This is a genomic window from Phytoactinopolyspora endophytica (assembly GCF_004138495.1).
Taxonomy (GTDB): Bacteria; Actinomycetota; Actinomycetes; order Jiangellales; family Jiangellaceae; genus Phytoactinopolyspora; species Phytoactinopolyspora endophytica.
In genome coordinates this window covers 105364-106357 of sequence record NZ_ML142856.1, presented here as the reverse complement: position 1 = coordinate 106357, position 994 = coordinate 105364, and the positions used below count along the sequence as shown (strand labels likewise).

The following is a 994-nucleotide window of genomic DNA, read 5'->3' as shown; positions in this document are numbered from 1 at the left end:
GGTGGTTGAGGGAACGAGACTGCGCGCGATCCCGCTCGTCCTGGCGCTGGCCGGGTTGCTGCTCGCGGCGTGTTCGGACGTGCCCACGTCCGGCCCGGTGGTCGGGGGCAACCCGGTCAGCAACCAGGATCCGCCGCGGAACATCCTGTACGCGGCGGCGCAGCCGCGGCCGGGCGACGCTCCGGCGCGCATCGTCGACGGGTATCTCGACGCGATGTCTGCCTACCAGCCTGGCTACGAGACCGCGACGATGTTCCTCACGCCGGATTCGCAGGGTTCATGGGAGCCGATGGCCGGGATCACGGTCCACCGCGGTACCCGGCCGAGTATCGAGGAACTGGACAACGACATCATCCGGGTGACCATCACGGTGACCGGCGAGGTGCAGGAGGACGGTTCCTTCGAGCTCGCGGACCCCGGGACGACCCGCGAATTCGACCTCCAGATGACGCAGGTCGACGGGGAATGGCGGATCGCGGATCCGCCCGAGGGGACGATCATCTCCGAGGATGACTTCGCGCGTGAGTTCGAGCCGCACAACCTGTGCTTCTTCACGCCTGACCTCGACATGTTCGTGCTCGACCCGGTCTACGTGCCGACCACCGGTCAGGCCGCTACCCTGCTCACCCAGATGATGCTGGACGGCCCATCCGTATGGTTGGACCCGGCCGTGCAAACCGCCTTCCCGGAAGGTGTGGCACTCGGTGTCTCCAGCGTTCCGGTGGAGGCGGGGCTTGCCACGGTGGACCTGTCGGCGAACGCCCAGAGCGCCGAGCTGCCGCAACGGGAGCTGATGGCGGTGCAACTGGCGTGTACCCTCTCCACCCTGCCTGAGGTGGGAAGAATCGCGATGAACTCCGACGGGGTTCCGCTTCTCAACCAGGAGGAGGAGCCGACGGTCGACGCCACTCGGGATGAGCGCTACGACCCGGACAAACCCCGCGTGGACAGTGCTCTGCTCGCGGTCGACGACGGAGCGGTCGTCCTGCGGCAG

1 protein-coding gene is annotated in these 994 nt (G+C 67.6%); it reads left to right on the top strand.

What is annotated here, in order from left to right; all coding sequences use genetic code 11:
• A partial coding sequence (locus ELR45_RS16755) for an LpqB family beta-propeller domain-containing protein (RefSeq protein ID WP_205856732.1) occupies positions 1-994 on the top strand: 994 nt, incomplete at both ends.